Source organism: Microbacterium sp. M1A1_1b (genome assembly GCF_053345565.1).
Genome location: NZ_JBKFAJ010000005.1, coordinates 194886 through 213592, shown reverse-complemented (window position 1 = coordinate 213592; position 18707 = coordinate 194886). Strand labels below are relative to the sequence as shown.

Genomic DNA, 18707 nt, shown 5'->3' with positions numbered 1-18707 from the left:
GGACGGTGCCCCGGTGACCCGAACCTAGGCCGTTCTGGCAACAAGTGGCAACCGGTTGCCGGATGTTGCCACCAGCGGGACAGTGGAGGCACCACCGGCAGCGTTGCCCGTGGATGCTCCGAGGAGGAACCCCCATGAAGACACGGACCCTGATCGGTTCCGTGGTCGTGGTCGCCCTCGCCGCGCTGTCCCTGCAGGGATGCGCGATCGTGAACGGCAGTGGCGACGACCCGAACACCCTCCGCGTCATGATGGGCGCGGACACGACCTACCCCAAGGAACGCAAGCAGTGGCAGCAGGACACCGCTGCCGAGTTCAAGCGCACCACCGGCGCGGACATCCAGTGGGAGACGTACTCGTCCGCGCAAGAGGAGTTGACCGCCATCCAGACGAGCGTCATCTCCGGACAGGGCCCCGACGTCTACGCCATCGGCACCACGTTCACACCCACCGCGTACGCCACCGGCGCGTTCGTCGAGATGGGCGAGAAGCAGTGGGCCGCGGTCGGCGGCAAGGACCAGTTCGACCCGGCATCGTTCGGCATCTCGGGCCCCAGCGCGTCGAAGCAGATCGGCATCCCGTTCGCCAGCCGTCCGTTCGTGATGGCCGTCAACAAGGACCTGCTGGCCAAGGCCGGCATCACCGAGATGCCCACCACCTGGGACCAGTTGACCGCCGACGCGAAGGCCACCACCAGCGGCGACGTGCACGGCATGGCGATCGCCTACGCCGACGGCTTCGACCCGTGGAAGTTCATCTGGGGCATGTCGGAGAACGCCGGCAACACCCTGGTCGACGGTTCGAAGGCCGAGCTGGACGCTCCCGCGGTGCAGAACGCCTACCGCACCTACTTCGACTGGGTGACGAAGGACGGCGTGGTCGACAAGTCGGCGATCGGGTGGAACAACGCCCAGGCGCTGGCGCAGTTCACCGAGGGCAAGGCCGCCTTCTTCCCGATGACCACGACGACGGCCATCAACTCCTTCAAGGGCACCGAGATCGACGGCAAGTACGAGTTCGCACTGCTGCCGACCGTCCCCCCGGGCGCAACGGAGCGTCCCGCCGACGGCATCCAGGCGGCGAGCATCCTGTCCGGCGACAACTTCGTCGTGGCCGACTACGGCACCAAGCAGGACCTGTCGTTCGACTTCATCAAGCAGGTCAGCAGCAAGAAGGCCCAGCTGCAGTACTACGACCTGTTCGGCAACCTGCCGACCAACACCGCGGCGGCCAAGCAGTTGGCCGACGACAACCCCCAGCTGAAGCCGATCATCGACGCCGGCAAGCTCTCCAAGCCGACCGCGTTCACGGGGGCCTGGTCCGACATCCAGCTCGCCCTCGTCGACGTCGTCGTGCAGTCGATCCCCTCGCTGAAGAGCGGCGAGGTCACCGACGACCAGCTCCGGAAGCGTCTGCAGGACGCCCAGAAGGACGCCCAGGCCACGCTCGACCGGCAGAAGAACGGAGGCCTGTGATGACCGCCACACAGACCGACCACAGCACGACCCGCACCCCGGTGCACAACCCCGACCGGACGGTCCGCCCGCACGGGAAGACCCCGCTGTACAAGAAGGAACGCCCGCTCTGGATGCTCCTGCCCGGCGGGGTGCTGATGGCCGCGATCATCGTGGTGCCGCTGCTCGTCGGCCTGTTCATCGCGATGCTCGACCTGGACCAGTACACGCTCCGGCAGTGGTTCAGCGCACCCTTCGTCGGGTTCGCGAACTTCGCCGAGGCGATCACGAACTCGCCGCTGCTGCACTCCGTCTGGATCTCGTCGTCGCTCGCGGTGCTCGTCACCGCGGTCACCGTGCCGATCGGCGTCGCCGCCGCGATCTCGACGCAGAACCGGTTCCCGGGCCGGGGACTGGTGCGGTCCATCTACCTGATCCCGTACGTGCTGCCCGCATTCGTCGTGGGGACCTTCTTCCGCACCATGCTGCAGCCGCAGGGCGTCGTGAACGCGGTGTTCCACACCGACGTGCTCTGGCTGAACGGTGCGGCGTCCTACTGGGCGCTCGCCGCGGTGATGGTGTGGACGTCGTGGCCGTTCGTGTACCTGCTCAGCCTGGCGGGCCTCCAGGCCGTGGACCTCGAGGTCCACGAAGCCGCGTCGCTCGACGGGGCGACCTGGTGGATCAAACTGCGGTACGTGGTCTTCCCCTACCTGCGGGGGCCGCTCAGCCTGGCCGTGATCATCGCGATCCTGCACAACATCAACAACTTCACGCTGCCGTTCGTGCTGTTCGGCATCCCGCTGCCGTCGAGCGTCGAGGTGATGCCGGTCCTGACCTACATCGCCAGCTTCCAGTCGTTCCGCTTCGGGCTGTCCGCCGCCATGGCGATCTGCTCGCTCGTGATCGTCGCCATCCCGCTGTTCGTCTACCTGCGAGCCGTGCAGCTGGACACCGGTGACGACGCCGGGCCGAACCGCAAGCAGCGCCGCGCCGACCAGGCGACGCTCGACACCGCCGCGGTCGCCACCCCGGCCGCCGCCGACATCGAGGGAGCCCGCGCATGAGCGGCTACAACGCCACCCGGACCCGTCCGACGGCGACCCTGACGGAGAGCATCACCTCGCAAGGACAGCGCCGTCGCGCCAAGCGCCCGTACGACACCGATGTCACACGGCTGCTGCCGAGGTGGCTGCTCATCGTGGTGATCGCCGTCATCATCGCGTTCATCGCGGTGCCGGTGCTCTACATCGTGTTCGGCTCGGTGAACTCCGACGTCGCGGTCGCCCGTGGCGAGTACTTCCCATCCGAGTTCACGCTGTCCAACTACGTCGACATCTGGTCGACGGTCGCGCTCGGCCAGGGGCTGGTCAACAGCATCCTGACCGCCGGAGCGGTCGCGGTCGCCAGTGCGGCGCTCGCCGTGTCGACGGCCTACGTGCTCGTCCGCTTCCGGTTCCTCGGCCGCCTGACGTTCCTGCGCGGCCTGCTCGCGCTGCAGTCGATCCCCGGCACGCTGCTGCTGCTGCCCGCGTTCGTGGTGTTCTCGAACATCGCGAGCGCCACCGGTGTGCAGATCATCGGGACCCGGTGGGGACTGTTCGTGACGTACCTGACGTTCGCGCTGCCGTTCTCGACCTGGGTGATGGTCACGTACCTGCGCGGTCTGCCGAAGGAGCTGGAAGAGGCGGCGCGCATCGACGGGGCGTCGTCCACGAAGATCCTGACCAAGATCGTCCTGCCGCTGTCGTGGCCGGGCATCGTCGTCTCGGCGATCTTCGCGTTCCTGCTCGGCTGGAACGACGTGCTGTTCTCGACGATCATGACGACCCCGAACACGCGGACCGTCGCCGTCGTCCTGCAGGTCCTCGGCACCACGCAAGAGGGCGGCGCGGTCCCGATCTACGGCCAGATGATGGCCGCCTCGATCGTGTGCGCGGTCCCGGTGGTCGCCCTGTACCTGATCTTCCAGCGCTACCTGGTCGGCGGTCTGACGGCCGGCAGTGTGAAGTAGCGAGTTGTCCACAGATCGGACTGGAGGCCCGGCGCGCGTCCGCCCCGTCGGCCACCCTGGTCCTCATGAAGGGAACGCAATGACCCAGCCCACGAGCGATCACATCAGTTGGGAACTCTCCGGCTTCGGCGACGAGATCGACGCCGACCCCGCGGTGCAGGTCGCGGTGCTGCAGGCACTCGGTGCCAGCGCGATCGAGGTCCGCAGCGCCTGGGGCGTCAACGTCGTCGACCTCGACGACGACCAGCTCGCCGGCCTGCACCGCCTGCTCGACGAACGCGGGCAGAGCGTGTCCGCCATCGCATCGCCGATCGGCAAGGTCTCGGTCGACGAACCCGTCGAGCACGAGCTCGGTCGCCTGGGCCGGGCGATCGCCGCCGCCCACGCCCTCGGTACCACGAACATCCGGATCTTCTCGTTCTACTTCGACGGGCGCACCCCCGAGTCCGTCCGCGACGACGTGCTCGTCCGGATGCGGGCACTGGCCGACCTCGCGCAGCGCGAAGGCGTCACGCTCCTGCACGAGAACGAGAAGGCGATCTACGGCGACGTGCCCGACCGGGTGCTCGACATCGTCGAGAGCGTCGGGTCCCCGTCCCTCCGCCTGGCCTGGGACAACGCCAACTACGTGCAGTGCGGCGTCCGACCGTTCACCGACGGCTGGGCGCAGCTCGCGCCGTACGTCGACTACCTGCAGGTGAAGGACGCCCTGGCCGCCGACGACTCCGTGGTCCCCGCGGGCGAGGGCGACGGCGAGCTGCTCCTCACGCTCACCGCGCTGCGCGACGCCGGGTACACCGGGTACGCCTCACTCGAGCCGCACCTCAGCGACGTCACCTCCCTCGGCGGGTTCTCCGGTCCCGCCGCGTTCGGCCGTGCCGGGCGAGCCTTCCGGACCCTCACCGACCAGATCGGAGTGACCCTGCGATGACCGCAGACACCACGTCCCCCCTCAAGCTCGCCGTCGTCGGCGCCGGCGTCATCGGCCGGCACCACGCCCGTGTCGCCCTGGCGAACGCCGGGCTGCAGGTCGTGGCCCTCGTCGACGCGATCCCCGCCGCTGCCACCAGCGCCGCGGACGAGATCGAGGCATCGGGGGCACCCCGCCCGCTCACGACGTCCACCATCGAACAGGCCATCGCGCAGACCGACATCGACGTCGTCGCGATCTGCTCGCCCTCGGGCATGCACGTCGCCCTCGCCGAAGCGGCGCTCGCCGCCGGCAAGCACGTCGTGATCGAGAAGCCGCTCGACACCACGATGCCCCGCGCCCGGCAGATCGCTGCGCTCGCCGACTCAGCACGGCAGCGGGGACTCGTGGTCAGCGTCATCAGCCAGCACCGGTTCGACCCGGCGTCGGTCGCCGTCGCCGAAGCAGCACACGGCGGCGGTTTCGGCCGGGTGACCTCGGGTGTCGCGAGCGTGGCGTGGTACCGCTCGCAGGGGTACTACGACTCCGGCGACTGGCGTGGCACCTGGGAGCTCGACGGCGGCGGCGCGGTGATGAACCAGGGCGTGCACACGGTCGACCTGCTCGTGTGGACGCTCGGTCGTCCGGTGGAGATCTCCGCCCAGGTCGGGCTGCTCGCGCACGACCGCATCGAGGTCGAGGACACGGCGGTCGCCACCGTGCGCTTCGACAACGGTGCCCTCGGGGTCATCCACTGCACCACGGCCGCCTACCCCGGTCTCAGCGCCCGGTACGCGATCTACGGCACGCAGGGCTCCGCGGTCGTCGACGACGACAAGCTCGGCTACTTCCACGTCGCCCCCGACGCCGCCACCCTGGCATCGGCCGCCGCCAGCGCGAACACCACGGCCGTGGCCGACCCAGTCGACCAGAAGGCCGACGTCGTCCCCGCCGAGCACGTGGCCGGTGGGCCGCCCGAGCCCGACCACTTCCTGGCCGGGCACGGCCGCCAGTACGACGACATCGTCGACGCGATCCGCACCGGGCGCGAAGCCGGGGTGACCGTCGACGACGCCCTGGTGTCCCTGGCGACCGTGCGCGGGCTGTACGTCAGCGCGACGCTCGGGCAGCCCGTCCGGATCGACGACGTGATCAGCGGCAAGTACGACGACGTCGTACCGGTCGTCCCCGCAGCAGAAGGAGCAGTCCGATGAAGTTCTCCGTGTTCACCGCATCGACCCCCGACTGGACCCCGTCGCAGGCCGCTGACACGCTCGCCGCGCAGGGCTGGGACGGCATCGAGTGGCGCGTGGTCGACGACATCCCCGAGCCCGGCACCGTCGTCCCCGCCGACCGGTCGTTCTGGGCCGGCAACAAGTCGACGTGGCAGTACACCGCCATCGCGGAACAGGTGCCCGAGATCGCCCGCATCACCGAGCAGGCCGGATTGGCCTATTCGGGCATCGGCGGCTACCGGCAGGCGTCCGACCGAGACGGCGTCGAGACCATGCTGCGCGTGACCAGCGAGCTCGGCGCCCGCCAGGTCCGCGTGTCGATGCCCGTCTACCGGCACGAGAAGGAACGCACCGGCGAGACCTACCCGCAGGTGTTCGACCGCACCCGAGCCGATCTCGAGTGGGCGGTGTCCCGCGCGTCCGAGCTCGGCGTCAAGGCACTCGTCGAGCTGCACCACATGACGATCACGCCGTCCGCCTCGGCCGCGCTGCGCCTGATCGACGGACTCGATCCCGAGCACGTCGGGGTCATCCACGACCTGGGCAACCTGGTGATCGAGGGGCAAGAAGACCACCTGGCCGCGTTCGAGCTGCTCGGCCCGTACCTGGCGCACGTGCACGTGAAGAACGCCCGCTGGGTCGACACCGGGGACACCCGCGCCGACGGCAGCAGCGTCTGGCAGCACGAGTGGGCACCGCTGCGGTCGGGTCAGGCCTCGGTCGGTGACTACTTCGCCGACCTGCAGGCCTTCGGGTACGACGGCTGGGTCACCATCGAGGACTTCTCCACGGACCTGCCGCTCGAAGCCCGCACCGCCGACAACCTGGCGTTCCTGCGGTCGCTCGTGCCGGTGCCGGCATGACCGATCGCCATCCGGGCATCGTGCACCTGGGGGTGGGAGCGTTCGCGCGCGCCCACCTGGCCTGGTACACCCAGCACGCCACGGGCACCCCGTGGGGGATCACCGCGTTCACCGGGCGCTCCCCGGACGCGGCCGACGCCCTGACGGCGCAGGACTGCCGGTACACGCTGGTCACCCGCGCTGCCGACGGCGACTCGGCCGAGGTCATCGATGCGATCGTCGCCGCGCGCCCCGGCAGTGACACCGACGCGTTCGCCCGGGCGCTGGCGTCGGCGGACACCACGATCGTCACCCTGACGGTGACGGAGCAGGGCTACCGTCCCGACTCCGACGTCCCCGCGCGGCTGGTCGCCGGACTCGATGCCCGCCGTACTGCCGGCGGAGGGCCGCTCGCGCTGGTCAGTCTCGACAACCTCACGCACAACGGCCAGGTCCTGCGCCAGGCCGTGCTCGACGCCGCGTCCGACCCCGAGCTGCGGTCGTGGATCGCGTCGACCGTCACGTTCCCGAGCTCGATGGTCGACCGGATCACCCCCGCGACCACCACGGACGACGCGCAGGGGCTGCCCGATCTCACCGGCGCGCTGCCCGGGGACCGTGTCCCCGTCGTCACCGAGCCCTTCACCGAGTGGGTGCTGCAGGACCGGTTCGACGGCATCGACCGCCCCGCATGGGAGTCCGCCGGCGCCCGCATCGTGGACGACGTCACCCCGTACGAGCAGCGCAAGCTCTGGCTGCTCAACGGGTCGCACTCGCTGCTGGCGTACCTCGGCCTGCTGCTCGGTCACCAGACCGTCGCCCAGGCCGTTGCCGACCCGGTGTGCCGCCGCGCGGTCGAGCACCTGTGGGACGAGGCGGCCCTCGAGCTGGCGCTGCCCGACGACCAGGTCGCAGCGGCTCGGTCGACCCTGGTCGACCGGTTCCAGAACCCGCGCATCCGGCACACCCTGACCCAGATCGCGTCGGGCGGCTCCGAGAAGCTCCCCGTCCGCGTGGTCGACGTCCTGCGCCGACGCCTCGAGCACGACCCGCACGCCGGCGTCGGGCCGGGCGCGGCGACGCTCATCGCCGCGTGGTGGCTGCACGTGACCGAGCAGCCCGAGCTGGTGAACGACCCCGGCGCGCCCGGTGCAGGCTCGGACGTGCACGACGTCCTGACCGTGATCGCCCCCGACCTCGACACCACCCCGGTGGTCGCTGCCGTCACGGCGGCAGCCGACCGCATCCGCCAGGCCCGCGCCCACGCACCCGAAGGAGTCCCCGCATGACCGACGACCAGACCGGCACCACGAACCCGGCCGCCCCCATGCCCGTTGACCCCGTCCCCGGCGCGACCGACGACCTGTCCGCGGGCGGTGCCACGTCGGGCCGCCCGGACACGTGGGCGAGTGCCGACCGGGGGCAGCTGATCGACCGCGCCGAGGTCATCGTCACCAGCCCCGACCGCAACTTCGTGACGCTCAAGCTCACGACGGTGGACGGCGTCACCGGCCTCGGCGACGCGACGCTGAACGGGCGCGAACTCGGCGTGGCCGCATACCTGTCCGAGCACGTCGTCCCGCTGCTGACCGGACGCGACGCCAGCCGGATCGAGGACGCGTGGCAGTTCCTGTACCGCTCGTCGTACTGGCGTCGTGGGCCGGTCACGATGGCTGCGATCGCCGCGGTCGACATGGCGCTCTGGGACATCAAGGCCAAGGTCGCCGGCATGCCGCTGTACCAGCTGCTCGGCGGGGCCTCGCGGACAGGGCTGATGGCGTACGGACACGCGTCCGGCAAGGAACTGCCCGAGCTGTTCGACTCGATCCGGGCACACCAGGCCGAGGGCTACCGCTCCATCCGCGTGCAGACCGGCGTCCCGGGGCTCGAGTCGATCTACGGCATCGCGTCCAACCGCACCACCGAGGGCAACGCCGGCGTCCGGTACGACTTCGAGCCGGCGCAGCGTGGGGCCTTCCCCGCGATGGAGGACTGGGACACCCGGGCGTACCTGCGCCACCTGCCGACGGTGTTCGAGGCCGTGCGCAACGAGTTCGGTCCCGAGCTGCCCCTGCTGCACGACGGCCACCACCGGATGACCCCGCTGCAGGCCGCCAAGCTCGGCAAGTCGCTCGAGCCCTACGACCTGTTCTGGCTCGAGGACTGCACCCCCGCCGAGAACCAAGAGGCACTGCGTCTCGTGCGGCAGCACACCACCACGCCGCTCGCGATCGGCGAGGTCTTCAACACGATCTGGGACTTCAAGGACATCATCCGCGACCAGCTCATCGACTACGTCCGCGGTGCCGTGACCCACATGGGCGGGGTCACGCCGCTGAAGAAGACGATGGAGTACGCCGCGATGTACCAGATCAAGTCCGGGTTCCACGGGCCGACCGACATCTCGCCGGTGGGCCTGGCAGCGCAGATGCACCTCGGGCTCGCGATCCACAACTTCGGGATCCAGGAGTACATGCAGCACGGGGACCGCACCAACCAGGTGTTCCGGCAGACCTTCACCTTCACGGACGGGTACCTGCACCCCGGCGACGAGCCGGGCCTCGGTGTCTCGCTCGACGTCGACGAAGCGGGCAAGTACCCCTACGAACAGGCGTACCTGCCGTTCAACCGCCTGGCCGACGGCACCGTCCACGACTGGTGACACGGGCGCGGGTAGCCTCGGCGGGCGTGGACATCGACACGCTCGCCCAGGCAGCCCGCGAGCTGCTGCTCGTCGCACCGGCCGACTTCGTCGCCGAACGCACTGCACGGCAGCGGGCCGCCCGGAAGGACGACCGTGACCTGGCCGCAGCGATCGGCACACTTCGCAAGCCCGCACCCGCCGCCTGGGTGATCGACCTGCTCTCCCACGACGACGCTCTGGACGAAGCGGTCGACCTCGGCCCCGCGATCCGGCAGGCCCAGGCGGATGCCGACCCGCAGCAGATCGCGACCCTCCGGCGGCAACGCGCGGGCATCGTCACGGCACTCGCGCAAGCCGGAGCCGACCTGGCCTCCGACGCCGGGCACCCCGCGACGACCGCTGTGCTCGACCAGGTCCGGGCGACGATCGAGGCCGCGATGGCCGACCCGCACGCCGGGGCCGCGGTCCGCTCGGGGCTGCTCGTGCAGCCCCTCACGAGCGCCGGGTTCGACGACGTCGACCTCGACGGGGCGCTCGCCGTGCCGGACGCGGTGCCCGACGCCTGGTCCGGCAGCGGGGCGGACCCCATCCCGATCACCAGCGCGCGACGAACCACGAAGCCGAGCCGAGCCTCCAAGCCGGAACCGGAACCGGAACCGGAACCGGAACCGGAACCGGAACCGGAACCGGACTCGGGCCGCGACCCCGCGGCCGACCGCCGCGCCGCCCGCCAGGCCGAGACCGCCGCGCGGGCGGAGTCCCGCGATGCCGACGCGGTGCTCGACGCGGCCCAGACCGACCTCGAAGCCGCCGAGGCGCGTCGGGCCGGACTCCAGCGCGACCTCGAGCGCGCGACCGCCGAGGTCGGACGCCTCGAGCACGCTCGGGACGACGCCGAGGCAGCGAGTGACAGCGCGCGGGAACTCCTGGCGGCCGCGCAACGCCACCGCCGCGACCTCGGCCGCTGACGCCCGCTCATCACCTCGGATGAAACGTGCCGCCAGCGCTCGCTGACCGCCCGAGCCGCACCATACGCTCGGGCCCATGACCTCCACCCTCCGCCGGTTCCGGCACCTGCTGGCCCCGGCCACCGGCGCCGTGTACGTCGTGCTCTGGATCCTCGCCGAGACCGGTCGGTCGGGGCTCGCGGACCACATCGTCGTGGTGTCGGCCCTGGCGATCGCGATCGGCCTGGCGAACTGGATGCCCGCGACCTCGCTCGGACTGGTCGTCGTCGTGCCGCTGCTGCAGGCCCTCCGGCTGCTGCACCGTCCGACGGACACGACCTGGCCGGAGTACCTGGCGATCGCGATCGTCGTCGGCATCGTCGGTGCCGGACGGTCGGACCTGCTGCGGTGGCTCGCGGTGCCCGTGCTCGCGGTCGCCAGTGCCGCCGCCGCGTGGGCCATGGTCGTGCCGACGGTGGCCGACCAGGACGTGTGGGGCCAGTGGGTCGGTTCGTCGGGAGGCACCAGGAACGACCTCGTGGTCATCACGCTGGCCATCGCCGGTGCGAGCGGCATCGGATGGGCCGTCGGCGTGGCGATCGGTGCGACGTGGCGGATCGGCCTGGCGCGGCTGCGCGTCGTCGAGGCCGAACACGAGACCGAGGTCACGACCGTCGAGCTGCAGGCCGAGCAGGAGCGCGCCCGGATCGCCCGCGACGTGCACGACTCGCTGGCGCATTCGTTGGCCGTGGTGGTCTCGCAGGCGCAGGGTGCCGCCGCGATCGCGGTCCGCGACGAGCACGCCGTCCGGGCGCTCACCGACATCGCCGAGGTCAGCCGCGCCGCGCTCGGGGACGTCCGCGCACTGGTCGAACGGATCCAGGGGGCCGGTGTCGACACCCGGCTCGGACTCGACGCAGTGCCGATGCTCGTCGACGACATGCGAGAACTCGGCATGCACGCCGAGTTCGAACAGCACGGGGAACCGGGGCACTGCGCACCCGGGGCGGCCGGAGCGGTGCACCGGATCGTCCAGGAGAGCCTGACGAACGTCCTGAAGCACCAGGGCCGGACCGCATCGGCCCGGGTGGTCCTCGACTGGCGCGGTCCGGGGCTCGGCCTCGTGGTGACGTCGACCGGCGCCCAGCCGCTCGTCGAACTCGACGGACCGGGCTCGGGAGTCGCTGGCATGCAGGAGCGTGCACGTCTGGCGGGCGGATGGCTGCGCGCCGGTGCGGGCGACGCGGCGCCGGAGTGGGTCGTGACGGCATGGCTGCCGACGGCCGGACGGATGGACGCACCGGACGACGCGCCGGTCGACGCTGATGCCGCTCCGGCGCTGGAGGTCGCCCCGTGATCCGCGTCGGCGTCGTCGACGACCAGCGCCTGTTCGCCAGCGGCATGCAGATGCTCGTCGACGCCCAGGACGACATGACCTGTGTCGGGATCGCGGCCGACGGCACGGCAGCGCTCGAGCTCTGCGCGGCCGACCACCCCGACGTGCTCCTGCTGGACCTCCGGATGCCCGTCATGAACGGCATCGAGGCCCTGGCCCGGCTCGCCACGACGACCGACGACCGGCCCCGCGTGATCGCCCTGACGACCATCCGCCGCGACGACGCCGTCCTGTCGGCCCTGCGTGCGGGAGCCGCGGCATTCCTCACCAAGGACGCGCTGCCCGACGTCGTGACCGCCACGATCCGCGACGTCCACGAAGGCCGGCCGGCACCGACCGAGACCGAGGCGCTCGACCTGCTCCGCGCGCAGGGTGTCGCCGTCGAGGTCCATCGCCGCGACGAGGTCCTCGATGCGCTGAGTGCGCGCGAACGCGAGGTGTTCCTGCTCGTCGCCAAGGGCCTCAGCAACGCTGAGATCGCCGCGTCGACGTTCATCAGCGAGGCCACCGTCAAGTCACACGTCCGTGCGGTGCTCACGAAGCTGGGCCTCCGCAACCGCATCCAGGTCGTCATCACGGCCCACGAACGCGGCCTCGTCCGCGCCTGAACCAGGGGGAAGAACCATGCACATCACAAACCGAGCCGCGAAGACCGGCACGCTCGCCCTCGTGATCGTCGGTCTGGCCGCCAGCGTCGTGCACGGCCTGCCCGAGCCTGCCGACGTCGCGATCGCACCGACGACGGACCGGGACCCGGGCGCGTGGACGATGCCGCTCGACGGCTACGTCCAGCCCGGATGGGACAAGCAGGACTACGCGGAGAACCTGGTGATCCAGCCGTGCCTGCGTGCCACCGGGATCGACTTCCCGGTGCCGTGGGCGACGATCGCCGGTCTCGAGGCATCGTCGGACGCCGAGGAGACCCCCGACAGTGGCAACACGTCGCCGGCGCTGTCGTGGAGCCGACCGCTCGACGCCGAGCGTGCCGGTACGCGCGGCTACCACGCGCCCGACACCACCGGGGCGAACCGGGACGGCATCAAGTCCTGGGGTGAGGACCCCAAGCGGAACGCGGCGTTCGCAGCCGCACCGCAGCAGGCGGTCACGAGATGCTTCCACCAGGGGTACCGCACGCTCGGCACCCAGGACGAGAACGGCGGCGACCAGCAGGCATCGACCACGGCGAAGCGACTGACCTACCTGGCCGCGATGGCTGCCCGCCAGGACGGCGCCGTGGTCGCCGCAGCCGCGAAGTGGCGCACCTGCATGGCACCGGCGGACGTCGCTGACCTGCCCGAAGCGCCGAGCGGGATGCCCACGCGGTCGATGCGGAACGACTACGGCACGGACATCGCCTCCACGCCCGTGCAGGACGGCGAGGTCCGGATCGCGAAGCAGGACGTCGCGTGCCAGGACTCGTCCGGCTACCGCTCCGCCCTGTACGACGCCGAGTGGAACCGTCTGCTGCACGTGACGGCGACCGATGCCGCCGACCTGCGGAAGGCGGGGGCGGACCAGCCGTCCGTCGACCGCCGGCTCGACCAGGTGATCCGCCGGCTCGCGCCGAAGGCGCCGGCCGACGTCGACTGACACGGGGAGCACTGCGCGTCCGACGCGCGCACCCACCGGACGGGAGGCGCGGTGCCAGCTGGCACCGCGCCTCCCGTCCGCCTGTGCCGACCTTCACCCGACGCGCGACGGACGGCCGAATCGCGCGTGGTGAGGCGGAATTTCCGACTGCCTGTGCGCGTCTCGACCGCCCACGCGCGGAACGCCCCATCCTGCCGTGGCCGACACGCCCGGGCGGGACTGGTAGAGTTGTGGACGACTTCGGCGAGGGCCGCGTACGCGCGGCCGTGATCGACGCGGCGGATGACCCGGCAAGCTCTGGGACCGTTCCTCACGCGTGCACGCGTTCGAGTTGCAACACCACAGACCCCACGATGCCGGCACCCCGGCCTCGTTCCCCAGACCAGGAGGCACCATGGCCGACTACACCAAGCTCGCAGCGGAAGTCCGCACCAAGTTCGGCAAGGGCGCTGCCCGCAAGCTCCGCGCGGCCGACAAGATCCCCGCCGTCATCTACGGCCACGGGACCGAGCCGAAGCACGTGAGCCTGCCCGGCCACGAGACCATGCTGCTCGTCCGTACGGCCAACGCGGTCGTCGACCTCGACATCGAGGGCACGGCGCAGCTCGCCCTCGTCAAGGACGTCCAGCGTGACCCGGTGCGCCAGATCATCGAGCACATCGACCTGGTCGTGCTGCGTCGTGGCGAGAAGGTCACCGTCGACGTCCCGATCGTCGTCGAGGGCGAGTCCTTCTCCGGCACAATCCACGTTCAGGACCTGAACACCGTCTCGCTGCTGGTGCTCGCCACCGACATCCCCGAGCACGTCGTCGTCGACGTCGAGGGCCTCGAGGACGGCAAGCAGATCCACGCCTCCGAGCTGGTCCTGCCCGAAGGCGCCGAGCTCGAGACCGACCCCGAGGCACTCGTCGTGCAGATCGTCACCCCGCGTGCGACCGCCGACGACGAGGCCGCGGACGAAGCCGCAGCCGAGGCCGGTGCCGAAGCCGGCGCCGAGGGCGGCTCGGAGCCGGTCGAGACCGAGTCCGAGTAACACCCCCGTTCGAACGACATCTGGTCGACGCTGATGACGGATCGTGTCCTCGTCGTGGTCGGGCTCGGCAACCCCGGGCCCGACTACGCGGGGAACCGTCACAACGTCGGCCAGATGGTCCTCGACGAACTCGCTGCCCGGATGGGTGCGACGTTCAAGAAGCACAAGACCCCGAACACCGTCGCCGAAGGGCGGCTCGTGCCGGGGGGGCCGCGTCTGGTACTCGCCAAGCCCGGGTCGTTCATGAACACGTCGGGCGGTCCGGTCTCCAGCGTGCTCGGGTTCTACAGCGCGACCCCGGCCGACCTGGTCGTCGTGCACGACGAGCTCGACCTGCCGTTCGACACCGTCCGGCTCAAGGGCAACGGCGGCCACGGCGGCCACAACGGGCTGCGCGACATCATCAAGGCCACCGGCACGAACGAGTTCTCCCGGGTGCGCGTCGGCATCGGCCGCCCGCCCGGACGACAGGACCCGGCCGACTACGTGCTGCGCGACTTCTCGCCCACCGAGAAGAAGACGCTGCCCAACCTGCTGGCGGACGCGGCCGACGCGGTCGAGGCGATCGCCAACCTCGGGCTGCTCGCCGCCCAGCAGCGCGTCCACGCGCCGTCGTGATGCCCGTCACCCCGCTCGTCGTCCTGGCGGCCGCCGGACCGCTGCAGTGGGTCGCGCTCATCGTGGTGGCCGTGGCCGGACTGACCCTGGCGTTCACTGCCCGGGTCCTGACGCGGCGGGTCACTCGCGGTGACCGCGACGACGTCCGGCCGACGCAACCAGACGACCTTGAGCCCGGCGAACACTGACGTCGGCGTGCAGGCCGGCCGTCCAGTCGCCGTTCGCCCGTCGCGCACCGCGCGGTCGCTGTCGGGCGTCGCCGGTACCATGTGCTGAGTGACGATCTCGGGCATCATCCCTGCGCTCTCGCGCGCCTCCGCGTTCGATCGCGTCCTGCGTGCCGCTCCTCGCGACGCCGACTTCTCGGTGGTCGACGGCCTGCGCGTGCCACTGCTGGCGGCGCTCATGGCCGAGCGGAAGGGGCCGCAGTGCGTCCTGGTCATCACCGCCACCGGGCGTGAGGCCGAGGCCGTGCGCGGCGCGCTGTCGAGCTACCTGCCCGACACGCAGGTGCTCGAGTTCCCCGCGTGGGAGACCCTGCCGCACGAGCGCCTCTCGCCGAGCGCGCAGACCGTGGGCACCCGCATCGCCACCCTGCGCGCCCTGCAGCGGTGGCAGGACACCGACGCTGCCGACCGCCAGACCACCGTCGTCGTGGCGAGCGTCCGCGCCGCGCTGCAGCCCATCGCCGACAACCTGACCGAGCTCGCGCCGGTCGTGCTGCGCTCCGCGTCGCGCGGCAACGACCTGGGCGCGATCGCGGCGCAGCTCGTCGACCTGGCGTACGCCCGCGTCGACCTGGTCACCCGCCGCGGTGAGTTCGCCGTGCGCGGCGGCATCCTCGACGTCTTCCCGCCCACGGCCGACCACCCGGTGCGCGTCGACTTCTTCGGCGACGAGATCGACGGCATCAAGGCCTTCTCGGTGGCCGACCAGCGGTCCACCGACGACGACCTGCAGTCCGTCGAGCTCACCGCCTCGCGCGAGCTCCTGCTCAGCGACGACGTCCGGCAGCGCGCCCGCGAGATGCTCCACGAGTTCCCGAACCTGTCGCAGATGCTGGCGAAGGTGGCCGAGGGCATCCCGGTCGAGGGCATGGAGTCGCTCGCACCGGCCCTGGTCCGCAAGCTCGTGCCGATGACGACGTACCTTCCGACCCAAGCGACGATCGCGGTGTTCTCGCCCGAACGGGTGAGCGGTCGTGCGCACAGCCTGGCCGAGACCAACCAGGAGTTCCTGCAGGCCGCGTGGAGCGCCGCCGTCGCGGGAGCCCAGGCGCCGATCGACCTGGACGCGGGCAACTTCCTGACCGTGCCGCAGCTCCGTGCCGCGCGGGGCGACCGCACCTGGTGGACGATCTCGCCGTTCGACAGCGGTGCCGACGAACCCCTCACCGACGCCGACGCCGCGGCCGAGGCGGGGGAGTACGTCCGGGTCCGGGCCGATGCGGTCCCGAGCTTCGCCGGCAGTGCTGACGGAGCGATCGCGCACGTCAAGGCGCTGACCGACGACGGCTGGGCCGTGGTCGTCACCGCCCAGGGGCAGGGGCTCGTCGAACGCGCCGTGCAGGTCCTCGCCGACGCCGGGGTCGCAGCCCGGGCCGAGGCCGTCACCGCACCGCCGCAGCCGGGCGTCGCGATCGTCACGATGGCGACGGTCGAGCACGGCTTCTCGATCCCGGACCCGCGCATCGCCGTGCTGAGCGAGGCCGAGTTCTACGGTCGGACCGCCCAGCAGGGTGCCCGCACGGTCAAGAAGCTCGCCAGCCGCCGCAAGAACGTCGTCGACCCGCTGCAGCTGAAGCCGGGCGACGTCGTCGTGCACGCCACGCACGGCATCGGCAAGTTCGTCGAGCTCGTCTCGCGCGAAGTGAGTTCCGGTGGCCGCAACGCCGTCAAGACGCAGCGCGAGTACCTGGTGCTCGAGTACGCCCCGTCCAAGCGTGGCTACCCGGGTGACAAGCTCTTCGTGCCCACCGACCAGCTCGACCAGCTCTCGCGCTACGTCGGTGGCGAGTCCCCGAGCCTGTCGAAGATGGGCGGCTCGGACTGGTCCGCGGCCAAGTCGAAGGCCCGCAAGGCCGTCCGCGACATCGCCGTCGACCTGGTCAAGCTCTACTCGGCCCGCATGGCGTCGAAGGGGCACGCATTCGGTCCGGACACACCCTGGCAGCGCGAGCTCGAAGAGGCCTTCCCGTTCGCCGAGACCGCCGACCAGCTCACCACCATCGACGAGATCAAGCGCGACATGGAGCGCCCGATCCCGATGGACCGGCTGCTCTCGGGCGACGTCGGGTACGGCAAGACCGAGGTGGCGATCCGCGCCGCGTTCAAGGCCGTGCAGGACGGCAAGCAGGTCGCCATGCTCGTGCCGACCACCCTGCTCGTGCGCCAGCACATGGAGACCTTCGCCGAACGGTTCGCCGGGTTCCCCGTACACCTGCGCGCGCTCAGCCGGTTCCAGACCGAGAAGGAGTCCAAGGAGACCCTGGCCGGCCTGGCCGACGGCACGGTCGACATCGTCATCGGCACGCACCGCATCCTGTCGCAGGGTGTGCAGTTCAAGGACGTCGGGCTCGTCATCATCGACGAAGAGCAGCGCTTCGGCGTCGAGCACAAGGACCAGCTCAAGAAGCTCAAGACCAACGTGGACGTGCTGGCGATGTCCGCGACGCCGATCCCGCGGTCGCTCGAGATGGCCGTGACAGGCATCCGCGAGATGTCGACCCTGGCCACCCCGCCCGAGGACCGCCACCCCATCCTGACCTTCGTCGGCCCGCAGTCAGACCTGCAGGTGGCCGCGGCGATCCGTCGTGAGATGCTCCGCGAGGGCCAGGTCTTCTACGTGCACAACCGCGTCAAGGACATCCAGTCGGTCGCCGCACACCTGGCCGAGATCGTGCCGGACGCCCGCATCGCCGTCGCGCACGGGCAGATGTCCGAGACGACGCTCGAACAGGTGATGGTCGACTTCTGGGAGCGCCGCTTCGACGTGCTGGTCTCGACGACGATCATCGAGACCGGGCTCGACATCGCGAACGCGAACACGCTCATCATCGACCGGGCCGACAAGTACGGCCTGTCGCAGCTGCACCAGCTGCGCGGCCGTGTCGGTCGTGGCCGTGAGCGCGGGTACGCGTACTTCCTGTACGACGCCGACAAGCCCCTGTCCGAGACGGCGCAGGACCGGCTCGAGACCATCGCGGCGAACAACGAGCTCGGCGCGGGCATGCAGGTCGCCATGAAGGACCTCGAGATCCGCGGCGCCGGCAACCTGCTCGGCGGCGAGCAGTCCGGCCACATCGCGGGCGTGGGCTTCGACCTGTACCTGCGCATGATCGGCGAAGCCGTGTCGCAGTTCCGCGGGGACGTCGCCGAGGGGCAGACCGAGTTGCGCCTCGAGATCCCCGTCGACGCGCACATCCCCGAGGACTACGTCGAGTCCGAACGGCTGCGGCTCGAGGCCTACCAGAAGCTGTCGGCGGCGTCGGCTCCGACGGCGCAGCACGACGCGATCGACATGGTGCTCGACGAGCTCACCGACCGGTACGGCACCCCGCCGCAGCCGGTGCAGACCCTGGTCGAGGTCTCGCGGCTCCGACGCATGGCCCAGCAGGTCGGCCTGTCCGACGTGGTCGTGATGGGTTCGAACCTGCGCGTCGCGGGCAAGGAGCTCGCCGACTCGTCCCAGGTGCGGCTCAAGCGGATGTTCCCCGGTGCCCGGTGGTTCCCGCAGCAGAACGCGTCGAGCATCCCGATGCCGCGTCCCCACGACCAGGCGCTGCCCGACGACGCGCTGATCCAGTGGGTCGAGAGCATCCTGACCGCGGTCTACGGGGCGGCGGCTCCGGCCGAGGCGCCCGCGGCTGGGTAGTCACCACCCGACGGACAGGAGGCCCGGTGCCAGCTGGCACCGGGCCTCCCGTCCGTCGGGTGGTTGCGCCCGACTCGTCGCGACAAGTCCGGTGTCGTACGACATCGACTGTGTCGTTCTGCCGGACGGCTGCCACTCGCGCGACATGTCC

Annotated in this window: 16 protein-coding genes; all 16 read left to right on the top strand. The window is 70.9% G+C overall.

Annotation, left to right across the window (positions count from 1 at the left end; genetic code table 11):
* Positions 1–134 precede the first annotated feature (134 nt).
* A complete protein-coding gene (locus tag ACLBWP_RS13365; protein WP_447655530.1) occupies positions 135–1475 on the top strand; it encodes an ABC transporter substrate-binding protein in 1341 nt (446 codons plus the stop codon).
* Positions 1475–2521, top strand: a complete 1047-nt coding sequence (locus ACLBWP_RS13360; RefSeq protein WP_447655529.1) for a carbohydrate ABC transporter permease — start codon at positions 1475–1477, stop codon at positions 2519–2521. The genes ACLBWP_RS13365 and ACLBWP_RS13360 overlap by 1 nt, the downstream gene beginning before the upstream one ends.
* Complete coding sequence (locus ACLBWP_RS13355; RefSeq protein WP_447655528.1) at positions 2518–3468, top strand: carbohydrate ABC transporter permease; 951 nt, start codon at positions 2518–2520, stop codon at positions 3466–3468. Before ACLBWP_RS13360 ends, ACLBWP_RS13355 begins: the two co-directional genes overlap by 4 nt.
* Positions 3469–3547: 79 nt before the next feature.
* Entirely contained in the window at positions 3548–4399 is an 852-nt protein-coding gene (locus tag ACLBWP_RS13350; protein WP_447655527.1) for a sugar phosphate isomerase/epimerase family protein, read from the top strand.
* Entirely contained in the window at positions 4396–5592 is a 1197-nt protein-coding gene (locus tag ACLBWP_RS13345; protein WP_447655526.1) for a Gfo/Idh/MocA family oxidoreductase, read from the top strand. The genes ACLBWP_RS13350 and ACLBWP_RS13345 overlap by 4 nt, the downstream gene beginning before the upstream one ends.
* Positions 5589–6476, top strand: a complete 888-nt coding sequence (locus ACLBWP_RS13340) for a sugar phosphate isomerase/epimerase family protein (protein WP_447655525.1) — start codon at positions 5589–5591, stop codon at positions 6474–6476. Before ACLBWP_RS13345 ends, ACLBWP_RS13340 begins: the two co-directional genes overlap by 4 nt.
* Complete coding sequence (locus ACLBWP_RS13335) at positions 6473–7744, top strand: mannitol dehydrogenase family protein (protein WP_447655524.1); 1272 nt, start codon at positions 6473–6475, stop codon at positions 7742–7744. Before ACLBWP_RS13340 ends, ACLBWP_RS13335 begins: the two co-directional genes overlap by 4 nt.
* A complete protein-coding gene (gene manD / locus ACLBWP_RS13330) occupies positions 7741–9117 on the top strand; it encodes a D-mannonate dehydratase ManD (RefSeq protein WP_447655523.1) in 1377 nt (458 codons plus the stop codon). Before ACLBWP_RS13335 ends, manD begins: the two co-directional genes overlap by 4 nt.
* 26 nt (positions 9118–9143) lie before the next feature.
* On the top strand, positions 9144–10067 hold the full coding sequence (locus tag ACLBWP_RS13325) for a hypothetical protein (RefSeq protein WP_447655522.1): 924 nt from the start codon (positions 9144–9146) through the stop codon (positions 10065–10067).
* Between the two features lie 76 nt (positions 10068–10143).
* A complete protein-coding gene (locus tag ACLBWP_RS13320; protein WP_447655521.1) occupies positions 10144–11403 on the top strand; it encodes a sensor histidine kinase in 1260 nt (419 codons plus the stop codon).
* The gene (locus ACLBWP_RS13315; protein ID WP_447655520.1) at positions 11400–12050 is read left to right on the top strand and encodes a response regulator; all 651 of its coding nucleotides are present in this window, start codon (positions 11400–11402) and stop codon (positions 12048–12050) included. The genes ACLBWP_RS13320 and ACLBWP_RS13315 overlap by 4 nt, the downstream gene beginning before the upstream one ends.
* Positions 12051–12066: 16 nt before the next feature.
* Positions 12067–13032 (top strand): hypothetical protein, encoded by a 966-nt coding sequence (locus tag ACLBWP_RS13310; RefSeq protein ID WP_447655519.1) that lies wholly within the window; start codon positions 12067–12069, stop codon positions 13030–13032.
* Between the two features lie 394 nt (positions 13033–13426).
* Entirely contained in the window at positions 13427–14065 is a 639-nt protein-coding gene (locus tag ACLBWP_RS13305; protein ID WP_243561430.1) for a 50S ribosomal protein L25/general stress protein Ctc, read from the top strand.
* Positions 14066–14098: 33 nt separating this feature from the next.
* A complete protein-coding gene (gene pth / locus ACLBWP_RS13300; protein ID WP_447655518.1) occupies positions 14099–14683 on the top strand; it encodes an aminoacyl-tRNA hydrolase in 585 nt (194 codons plus the stop codon).
* Positions 14683–14871, top strand: coding sequence for a hypothetical protein (locus tag ACLBWP_RS13295; RefSeq protein ID WP_243561428.1), 189 nt, complete (start codon positions 14683–14685; stop codon positions 14869–14871). The genes pth and ACLBWP_RS13295 overlap by 1 nt, the downstream gene beginning before the upstream one ends.
* Before the next feature lie 88 nt (positions 14872–14959).
* Positions 14960–18556, top strand: a complete 3597-nt coding sequence (gene mfd, locus ACLBWP_RS13290; protein WP_447655517.1) for a transcription-repair coupling factor — start codon at positions 14960–14962, stop codon at positions 18554–18556.
* The last annotated feature ends 151 nt before the right edge of the window (positions 18557–18707 follow it).

Coding starts and splice junctions, on each gene's coding strand:
- ACLBWP_RS13365 (WP_447655530.1), top strand. CDS start 135: ATGAAGACACGGACCCTGATCGGTTCCGTGGTCGTGGTCGCCCTCGCC.
- ACLBWP_RS13360 (WP_447655529.1), top strand. CDS start 1,475: ATGACCGCCACACAGACCGACCACAGCACGACCCGCACCCCGGTGCAC.
- ACLBWP_RS13355 (WP_447655528.1), top strand. CDS start 2,518: ATGAGCGGCTACAACGCCACCCGGACCCGTCCGACGGCGACCCTGACG.
- ACLBWP_RS13350 (WP_447655527.1), top strand. CDS start 3,548: ATGACCCAGCCCACGAGCGATCACATCAGTTGGGAACTCTCCGGCTTC.
- ACLBWP_RS13345 (WP_447655526.1), top strand. CDS start 4,396: ATGACCGCAGACACCACGTCCCCCCTCAAGCTCGCCGTCGTCGGCGCC.
- ACLBWP_RS13340 (WP_447655525.1), top strand. CDS start 5,589: ATGAAGTTCTCCGTGTTCACCGCATCGACCCCCGACTGGACCCCGTCG.
- ACLBWP_RS13335 (WP_447655524.1), top strand. CDS start 6,473: ATGACCGATCGCCATCCGGGCATCGTGCACCTGGGGGTGGGAGCGTTC.
- manD (WP_447655523.1), top strand. CDS start 7,741: ATGACCGACGACCAGACCGGCACCACGAACCCGGCCGCCCCCATGCCC.
- ACLBWP_RS13320 (WP_447655521.1), top strand. CDS start 10,144: ATGACCTCCACCCTCCGCCGGTTCCGGCACCTGCTGGCCCCGGCCACC.
- ACLBWP_RS13310 (WP_447655519.1), top strand. CDS start 12,067: ATGCACATCACAAACCGAGCCGCGAAGACCGGCACGCTCGCCCTCGTG.
- ACLBWP_RS13305 (WP_243561430.1), top strand. CDS start 13,427: ATGGCCGACTACACCAAGCTCGCAGCGGAAGTCCGCACCAAGTTCGGC.
- pth (WP_447655518.1), top strand. CDS start 14,099: ATGACGGATCGTGTCCTCGTCGTGGTCGGGCTCGGCAACCCCGGGCCC.
- ACLBWP_RS13295 (WP_243561428.1), top strand. CDS start 14,683: ATGCCCGTCACCCCGCTCGTCGTCCTGGCGGCCGCCGGACCGCTGCAG.